This is a genomic window from Planktothrix sp. FACHB-1365 (assembly GCF_014697575.1).
Classification (GTDB): Bacteria; Cyanobacteriota; Cyanobacteriia; order Cyanobacteriales; family Microcoleaceae; genus Planktothrix.
This window is the reverse complement of sequence record NZ_JACJSC010000018.1, coordinates 114,754-123,649: the sequence shown is the minus strand read 5'-3', so window position 1 is coordinate 123,649 and position 8,896 is coordinate 114,754. Positions and strand designations below refer to the sequence as shown.

Sequence of the window (8,896 nt, the reverse complement as noted above, 5' to 3'; positions counted from 1 at the left end):
CGACTATTTGAATCAGTTGAGCAGTTAGAAGAGTTGTTACATAAATTATTAAATGAAGGAGAGCTAATCATTAATTGGTCTCGTAAAATTAAAAATAAGGGCAATGCTGTTTATTAAATCAAGCTGCGTAGCAGCTTAAGTTAATTGTTGAATTCGGCGTTGCTCATTTCGGGTGAGTACAGACACTGCTTTAAGGTCAGTGGTATTGGCTAATTGTTCTAATTCTTGGCATCTGGACGTCTCATCGCTATAACAACCTGTACAAAACGTGATTTTTTCGCCACGAGGCAGTTCTCTCATGCCTTCTTCCAGGGATGCTGCAAATCCTGAGACTTCACTATTTAAGAGTAAGTCATGGAATCCTTGAGTCCGAAATGCAAAAACCAGTTGATAGTTAGACCCTTGATTAAGCAGTATTGCTGATGCTTGTCTACCGTCTTTATTGATTTCAACTAAGCAACAGATATCAGTTTCATTTTGAAAGGGCATAAATCTGTTATTTCCTCCAAACTGATTAGGGACAATTTTGGGTTTTAGTTTGATTTTCAGGGGCGAATGATTGCCTTTTTTGCCAATTCTGGAAGAACGCCTTGATGGTAAGGGAGAGATATAAAAGCTATCACCGTTGCACCATTCATCCCCAGGCGGTTTTCGGAATTGATCGGTAAACAAATGGGGTTGATTTCCAGTGAGGAGCCACCAGCTAACAATGAACCAAAATGAGACAGTGAAAAACCAACCAAGACCCAAGCTGAAAAATCCCATTGTGAGCAGATAAGAAATAATGGTTATAAAGAACCAAGGGATAATTTGATTGGCGGGAATAAACCCAATACTCGGTTGTTTCCCCAGAATTTTGTTCACTCGGATAAAGTCTTTTTCTGGATCTCGTATTGTCATAGATGGCTCCTGATAATTACTGTAAAATCGTGAAGATTGTGCCAAGTTCTAAACTAGGATTGAATGCCGCAGGTGTGCCTGTTCCATTGCCCACGAATAGAAAAGTGACAACATCAATGGCAATGACAATTCCAAAGGCTAAAGCAATTTGAGTAACAATCGGACGCCAATCATTACCTTGTTGGGCTTGGTTATAAGCAAATAATGCAGCGGCGGCAACCAGGAGAAGAAACACACCTCGAATGGCATTAAAAATTAATGCGATGGTGGTTGCATCAACGGCGGTTCCCCCTCCAGCGGCTCCTGCTTCTGTTGCTAAATTCGTCATAAATTGTTCAAGACCGCTTAAGAAAATAGCTTGGGCTGGAGTTTGGAAGTTATTAAGTAAAGTTGTCACTGTAATAACAGCAACCGCTAAATGCCAAAAGCGAATTTTACTGCCTAACCCTTTTTCGAGAATGGGGATAGTTTGCATGATTTTTTGCAGCCCAAAGAAAATTAAGGCAACACAACTAAAAACACTGATGAACAACGGCTGAATTAAAGTTAAATAAACCGTGACAATCAGACAAATTGCAATGCAAAGTAAGTCAGCTTTATTAAGGTTGAATTTCCGCATTAATTTGTTGAAAGGATTTCCATAGCGATGAGAAATAGGTTGAGCGGTTGAAGTGGAGGATTTGGAGTAAAAAGAGTTCTTGTACATAGTTTTTCTCCTTGGTGATAATTTAAACTTCTAATTCGTCGTCATTCAAAGACACATTTTTGGGTTTTGGAGCATGGAATGAGCGGTTGCGTTCGGGAGGAGTTTGTGAGGAAGATTGAGTTTTGCTAGGCTGTTCTGAGGAGTCGAGTAATTGCTCCATTTCAGCAATAGGAATACGACACTCTCGAATTTCCGGCGGTTTTCCAGAGACTAAAATTGCGTCAAATACAGCAGCATCATTCTGGCGTGGGTCAGTTCCAATTAATTGTTTTGACCCATTGGGTAGATCAAGGATTTCAAATTCGTATTTGATAGCTCCAGGTGTATTCTGACTTTCACGGGGTTCTCTCCAAGAAAATACGGGTTCAGTTTCTCCTTTAAACCGCTTGGGAAAGGCAGATTGGAAGGTTTCAACGAGCGCTTGGGCGGTTGCCAGTTTGTCGTATTCCGCTTCTGTTTGAGGCAATTTAAAGATGGCTTCCCGTTCCTCTGGGGTTAATTTGTCTTGATTTACCTCAAATTTCCAGCGCTCGCCTTCCTTTGTTCCTGAGAAGATATCCTGTCCATCACTGCCTATGACAGCAACTTGAATTTTGTGATGGTCAGAAGTAACATACAGTGTGCCACCTTCATCAAAAGGAATTCCAGATTCGGGAGATTGTCCAGTCGCTAAGGCATAATTAACTAAGCAATCGGCGACGGCTTCACGTTGCTGTTGTACTTTCTTTTGAGTCACAATTTTGCTTAGGAGATCTTCAGGTTCGTCATCAATCAATGATTCCGAAGAAGAAGGAATAGAAGAATGTAGAGGGTTAGAAACAGGTTGAGTTGAGTTAAGTTCGTTATGGAATTGAGTGGAAACTTGAGGTTTTATATTTTGCTCTAGTTCCTCTACAATTTCTTCTAACCGATCTAACCTTTTTGACAACTTTCCTAAATAATCTTGAATCTGGTCAAGTTGTTGATCAAGGCTGACATTTTTATTAATTTGGAGTGGAGGAGACCTTTTGTAATTCGGATCAATTTGATTTCCAAGTTTATCAATTTTCTCTCCAATATCAACAGCTTTAATTTCAGGATTATCAATTAAAATTGGATCGTTCTGCTCGACGTTAGCTTGCTGTTTTTCTAGTTTAGAGTCAATTGACTGCTTTTGGAAACTTTTATTGGGATTAATCTTTTGAGTTCGTTCAGACAGATTTTCCGTTCGTTCTGCTAAGGTTTCTAAATCAGCTATTACGTCAGTTTGTCGAGCGCGAATGCTAATTTCCTCCGTTCGTTCATTTAAAGTTTTAATTTGCTCCAGAATTTCCTCAAGTTTTTCAGCTTGATTGTTTTCTTTCGCTTGGGTAATTCCATCAATGAGTTCTTGGATGCTGTTAACTGCTAATAATCCCATTAAAGAAGTCACTTGAAGGGTTAAACCTGTGACGGTTAGCCCATCAATTTCGCTAGATTTAGCATTAATGATTGAACCTTGATGTTGGCTTTCTTTAAGAAACGCTTCCAAAGACTCAAGCAGTGGATAGGGTTCTTCTGACTGTTCAGGTGTTTTAATCGACTTTTGGGAAGTGCGATTTTTAGCGATTTCACCTAAAGCTCCCGTTTTCAAAGGAGTATCGTTATCCTCTGATAGTAGCTCATCAATATCATCTTCCTCTCGGTTTTGTGTTTTTTTATTATTGCGATGAGAAGAAGCTGATTTTAATGTAGCTTTCTGGGGTTTAGAGAGTTCTTCGTCTTCTTCTAAATCTGTTAAATCTTCATCAAACTCTTCTAAAAGGTCATCATCATCTAATTGATCATTAGCTTCTAAATCGATTAAATCGCTGACATGAGAAGGTGTGTAGAAATTGTTATTTTCTTTCGTATCAACTCTAGCCTGTTTAAGGTTTTTAACTAAATAGACACCACTGGTTCTTTGAGTTGGATCTTTAGTTAAATAGAAAACAAAGCCAGAAACTTCATCATTTTTTCCTTCAGTGACTAAATCTACGCTAATACTGGCTTTTTGATTTCCCGATTCATTGAGCCGTTCAGGACGTTTATTGAAGGACTCAACAAAGTTTTTGAAATCTTCCCAATCTTCAACACCGCCTTCTTCTTGAATCGCATCAATGGCAGCATCTAAAGTTTCTTGAATATGCTCTAGCCTTTTAACGTGTTTGGGATCTGTGGCAGTTAGAACAGACCAATCCCGTTTAGGTGGGGAAAACTTTTTAGGCTTAGTTGCTGATTTTGTAACCATTCATTAATCTCCCATTTCAGCCCACTATTTTTGTTGGCTCTAATAGTTATTAATTTTCAGTAATAGCGGTTGAAATAAGGTTGTCTCTTTCGGTTTATGTCTGATTAGGTCATAAGTTAGATAAATTGGCAGTTATCACGAAGAAAGCTATCATCCATTCGGTTGAGACACTCAGAGAATTAATTGACACTACTGCTTCCCCTAACCGTTGAAGACTGAGATAATCATGCTTCTGTGAAACTACTTTAATCACAGGTTGGCTAGGTGCGATGCCGATAGGTGATGTTTGTCTGTCTATGCGATCGCATAGCCGTCTGTCGGCATCGCGTAGTCACTACCTGTCAGCATCGCGTAACCATCGCCTGTCAGCATCGTAATGCTAATCAACAACGACTCCGCGATCACATAGCTGCCGCCTGTCGGCATCGCGTAGCCGCAGCCTGCGTCTTGGCATCGCAATGCTAATCAACAACGACTCCGCGATCGCAAGCAACAAGGACACAAACAATCAAAGGGTCAAAGCACTTTAGAAATTAACCAACAATCAAAATCATAACCTACTAGAATGAGTAGTTTTACTTACCAAATTAAGGTACGGATTTTTGACATGGCTTGCTGTTCCACGAGTGAGGAAACAGAAGGAAAAAGAAGGGAAAACAGTGCATAAATTCCCTCTTCGTAATTTGGACAAAATAGCAAAATGTTACAAAAGATACCAAATTTTGCATAATACAGCGTATTACAGCAGGAAATAACAGGGAAAATAGTGCATTTTTTCCCTACTTTTCCCTATTTTTTCCTCCCTGTTTTTAGGGGTTTTTTGGGCTTGTGTGGAAAGAAAGAGTCAAACTGTAGTTTTAATACTACAAATGTAACAAGAGCCAATGGAAAATTTTCCATTGACTCCTGTGCGATGGCATAGCCGCCGCCTTGCGGCATCGCCTTAAGATCTCCCACTCTCTCGATTCAACTAAACCAGTTCTAATTCTTTGGGTTTTGATTCTGACGTAGACATGACAGTTGTTTGAGGTTGGGATAACGCTTTCTCTCGCGCCATAATCATGTCTTGGAAACGAGTTGCCGCTTTTTCGGTCAAGGGAATTTGAACCTCTCCGGTATGAATGTTGGCTTTAAACACGGTACGCTTAGACTCGTTTCTGACAAAGCAATCCCCGTTGGGTTGCACATAAGCTGTCCATTGGTTGTCCCCGAACTTGAAGTGCTGGGTGCCATCGGGAGGAAGTTGCCCTTGTCGTTGTTGGTATGTGTCTGACACAACGCTAAACAGCAAATCTTGGAGAGAAAGCCGCCAGTGGTCAGTGTTAGCAGGTGTGGAACTGTACTTTCCGTTATTCCCTGTTATTTCTGGTTTTAAAGGGGGTTTTTGACTGCCATTGTTAACGATGGAAGCAGGACTGTGAGAAGGTTCAGGGGAATCAATGGGTGGCAATTGAGTTTGAGGCAATTGAATTGATTCAGAATCAACCTTCAGCATCAGCGACCTGCCACTTTGATTCAGCGTTATCGTTGCTTCAAACGTGGTTCCAGGGGGTAATTTTGGACTATCGGGGGAGAAGGTTCCCAATTTTTTCCCTTCCAGTTGAATAATAGGAGTGCCTTGAAATCGGTAATATTTCTCGTGAGTAGGAGGTAAGTCTAGGGTTCCGACTTGCAGAGCCACAGTCCGATCTTTCCATTTAGACTTGCAGAAATCTTCCTGGGAGTAGTCGTTATCAGGATGTTTGACATTAACAACTTCGATTTGGTTAACCTGATAGTTGGACAACGCATGGCAAATTTCATCCATAAATAGTTTATAGACCAGTGCGCCTCGACCCGCTTTATCTTGAGATTCAATCCAGCGACAATCAACCGGAGGTACAATGAGCAATCGGGTTTCATTACCTGAGTAATTTGTCACTTTCAAAGCGTCAGGATCGATATGGTCGTTGGAGTTATCTCCGTATTTAGCATCAAGTTTCGCCACCATGCTTTGGGGTAAATCTTTAAAGGCAAATTCAACTAAGGGTAATTCATGATGAGCAGTGGCTTCGTATTCAATGCCTTTTCTATCTAGTGAATCTTTCCATTGGTTAGGAAGGTCAATACTACGGCCGTCTTGAGTTTTCACTTTCTTGAAAGGAACTTGCAGGACATAAACATCTCGTGGCAAAGCTTCGTGAAGTAACTCGTAGTCTTGTTGGAGAGAAAAGGTAATTTCTAGTTCCTCGGCGACTTTCTGACCCACTGTGCGGTGTTTACTGAGGTTATCACAAGTGTGGGTGGCTTGGAACAGCGCATGAGCGGCTCTGGTTTTCCGTTCAGGGGTATCCCAAATTTCATCAATTTCAACCCGATAGCTATCATAAAGTTTGCCGATTTCCTCCTTCCGCATTTTGATATCATTGCCTGTGCGTTCGTAGATAATTGTTTTATCTTCTTGAAAGCGTTGCACTAAATCTTTTGCCCACTGCAATTCATTTTCTTCCCAAGTCAGGTCATTTTCTGGGCTAGGACGATACTCAATTTCGTTATCGATTAAAGTATCTTGGTAGGGGTAAGGAACGTGCAATTGGCTGCCTTCTTTTTCGTATTCAATTCCTGCTGCATCTAGCTGTTTGCGATGTTCTTTTGAGACAATAAGATAAGCAGGAATTGGGGGAAGAATATGTTGAAATTCATCTCGGTTTCGGCAAACAAGTCGCGTTTGTTCCCAATACGGGTTCACTGCTTCCTTAGCTAAAATATAAACAGCATTAGGAAAATCGGCGGGCATGGGAAATTGTTTATAAAGTCGGTCATCTCCTTTATACTGGAAAAAGTAAGTGCAGCTTTTGTGTTTTTCGCACCATTCATCAACTTTTTCTAGTAAAGTATCGGGGTTTAAACCGGTTTTCTGTTTGACTTCTTTGGCATCTTTACCCCGTAAGGAATTTTTCTGGTAATCAACTTCGTATTGTTCCATAATACTTAAAGCTGAGATGAATCGCTTTTGCTGTTTAAGAAATAGCTTTTCATCTTCTCCAGAGTTCGGAAGTGCAGCCGCAACTTTACCAATAGCTAAAGCCACAAGTCCGACTTCATTTTGAGAACTGGCTACACCAATTTGTTCGAGGGTAGTGAATTTGCGATCGCCCGCTTTCACTTTACCTTCTAAAACTTCGGCATCATCTTCTCGATATCGAGCTTGGGTATAAGGAACTTTCTCAGCTTGAATCACTTCCCCAAAGTCAAATAATCCCTCTTGTGCAGGTAAGATTTGTTGAGCAATATGGGGAATTTTTCTCGATTCAATCCCAAAAGGTTCATCTCCATCAAAATCCCCTTGATGGAATTTTTCTAAATCTTTAGGATTAAACCAAATTACCCCTTTAATTTTTGCCATAACCGTGCGAATTTCTTCAGGAACAGTTTCGAGGTTTTTGGCATGAATATTTTGGTATTTTCTCAGACCATCTTTATTGAGAATGGGAAATCGTCCTTGAATACAGTCTCCTTGTTCGAGATGGTTAGCACAAACAATCCCTCTGGGTAAATCTTCGCCAGGTAAAGCCATTGCTGAAGTCATCGTTAAAGCGCCTCTAGTTGCTAGATTTCGCCATTTAGAGGCTAACCACCGTTGAGCCATATTCGTAAATTCAGGGCTTCCGATCATCAATCCTAATTTATCGGCTTTTAGCATCTGAATATCTTGTCTTTCTCGCTTTTGCTCTTCAGAATTATCTTCATGATCAACGGTGATTTCATCATCACAATTTCTAGGAAGTTTATCTTGTTGTTCTTGAAGTTTTCTTTCGTTCAAACGAGCTAGAAAAGCTTCACGTCGGTCATGATCTTCAATCATCGCTTGGCGCAATTTCATTGGATCACGTTGCAAGGCTGCGAGTCGTTGAGCTTCGGCTTTAGCGGCGGGTACTAAGTCTTGTCTTTGAGCTTCTTCATCGAACCAAACTCCGGTAGATTGCCAACTTGTTTGAGTGATGCCAATTTGACTGTTTTTTCGATTACCCAGGATGGCTTTCGGTAACTCATAATCGCCACAAGGAATCAGGTCTTTGAGTTGTTTTTTGTTGATGCCTTTGATACTGGAACGATCTAAAATAAGTTGGGGTTGATTGCCTTCAGAATCAACTAATGAGTGAAGTAAATGATCATCAGGACGGAGGGTTCCTTTTGCTAAAAAGCTCACTTGAGGTGTGGATTCCGAATTTTCTGCATTCCAACTCCGTAGCCAAGCAAAACGAAATTGACTGGCTCGATTTTTCTCCCCTCCGATGCTTTTCAGTAATTCAGAACTGATAACACCGTGACAGTCTCCAGTTCGATATTGTGCATATTGGGGGTCGGTGAAATCAACAATTTTTACTCGTAAATTTGTATCACATTCTGACACACCGGACATACAAGTGCTAACGAGAAGAGAACCGTAGCGACAGGCGGTATCTTTTTCGGTTATGAATAAGTCTCCTATCTTTTTAGCTAGGGTTTCATCACCAAAGTAATAACTATTTCCAGATTGAAAGATCATGCGTCGTTTGATGCTATCTTCTGGATCATGAATACTGGGGCGGAGTTGGCGAGGATCTGGATTGGATTTGTCTAGTTTGACAATCATTAAGGATTTCAGTCCCTCTGGCTCAAACATTGCTTGCAGAATTGAGTGGCGCAGTATTTCTGGGTTATTATAAAACTGTCCTACATTGCGCCCTTTGGCATCCGTATAGGCAGCATCAAAGACAGGAATTTTGAGTCCTTCTTCAGTAACAGTTGTAGTGACCATAAGTTGATTTCTCCTAATATTTGAAGGGTTAGAGTTGGAATTGTTGGAAAGATATGGCGGGAACTATTTAAGCGTTAACAGGTTTAAACTGGGTCAGGTGTTGACCGTTGGTAGTGTTTTTGCGGGGGTTGAAATGGGACTTGAGGTTGATGCGATCGCTAGTCCGGTTTTGTTTTAAGAGGAGGATACCGGGCTGGTGGAGTTGGCATCACGTTAGATAGGGTTTAAGCGTAGGAAACACAGAACAAAGGGGTTGGGTGTT

Annotated in this window: 5 protein-coding genes and 1 pseudogene; 2 read left to right on the top strand and 4 right to left on the bottom strand. The window is 40.8% G+C overall.

Annotation, left to right across the window (positions count from 1 at the left end):
• A pseudogene (locus H6G57_RS29095) lies at positions 1-117 on the top strand (IS630 family transposase); the annotation flags it as partial.
• An 18-nt stretch (positions 118-135) separates the two neighbouring features.
• Here the strand turns inward: H6G57_RS29095 and H6G57_RS18615 are convergent.
• The 4 genes from H6G57_RS18615 to H6G57_RS18600 form a co-directional block, all read right to left on the bottom strand.
• Positions 136-900 carry a hypothetical protein gene (locus H6G57_RS18615; RefSeq protein ID WP_242049016.1) on the bottom strand — a complete coding sequence of 255 codons (765 nt, stop codon included), beginning with the start codon at positions 898-900 and terminating at the stop codon, positions 136-138.
• A gap of 16 nt (positions 901-916) precedes the next feature.
• A complete protein-coding gene (locus tag H6G57_RS18610) occupies positions 917-1,606 on the bottom strand; it encodes a hypothetical protein (RefSeq protein ID WP_190521186.1) in 690 nt (229 codons plus the stop codon).
• A gap of 22 nt (positions 1,607-1,628) precedes the next feature.
• A complete protein-coding gene (locus H6G57_RS18605) occupies positions 1,629-3,854 on the bottom strand; it encodes a hypothetical protein (protein WP_190521184.1) in 2,226 nt (741 codons plus the stop codon).
• Positions 3,855-4,824: 970 nt separating this feature from the next.
• Positions 4,825-8,634 carry a hypothetical protein gene (locus tag H6G57_RS18600; protein ID WP_190521182.1) on the bottom strand — a complete coding sequence of 1,270 codons (3,810 nt, stop codon included), beginning with the start codon at positions 8,632-8,634 and terminating at the stop codon, positions 4,825-4,827.
• Between the two features lie 34 nt (positions 8,635-8,668).
• On the opposite strand from H6G57_RS18600, the gene H6G57_RS28780 reads away from it, so the two are divergent.
• Positions 8,669-8,812, top strand: a complete 144-nt coding sequence (locus H6G57_RS28780) for a hypothetical protein (RefSeq protein WP_206756696.1) — start codon at positions 8,669-8,671, stop codon at positions 8,810-8,812.
• The last annotated feature ends 84 nt before the right edge of the window (positions 8,813-8,896 follow it).

What these genes read in the sequence shown, in the direction of transcription:
- H6G57_RS18615 (WP_242049016.1), bottom strand. Translation starts at nt 900, where the DNA reads ATGACAATACGAGATCCAGAAAAAGACTTTATCCGAGTGAACAAAATT.
- H6G57_RS18610 (WP_190521186.1), bottom strand. Translation starts at nt 1,606, where the DNA reads ATGTACAAGAACTCTTTTTACTCCAAATCCTCCACTTCAACCGCTCAA.
- H6G57_RS18605 (WP_190521184.1), bottom strand. Translation starts at nt 3,854, where the DNA reads ATGGTTACAAAATCAGCAACTAAGCCTAAAAAGTTTTCCCCACCTAAA.
- H6G57_RS18600 (WP_190521182.1), bottom strand. Translation starts at nt 8,634, where the DNA reads ATGGTCACTACAACTGTTACTGAAGAAGGACTCAAAATTCCTGTCTTT.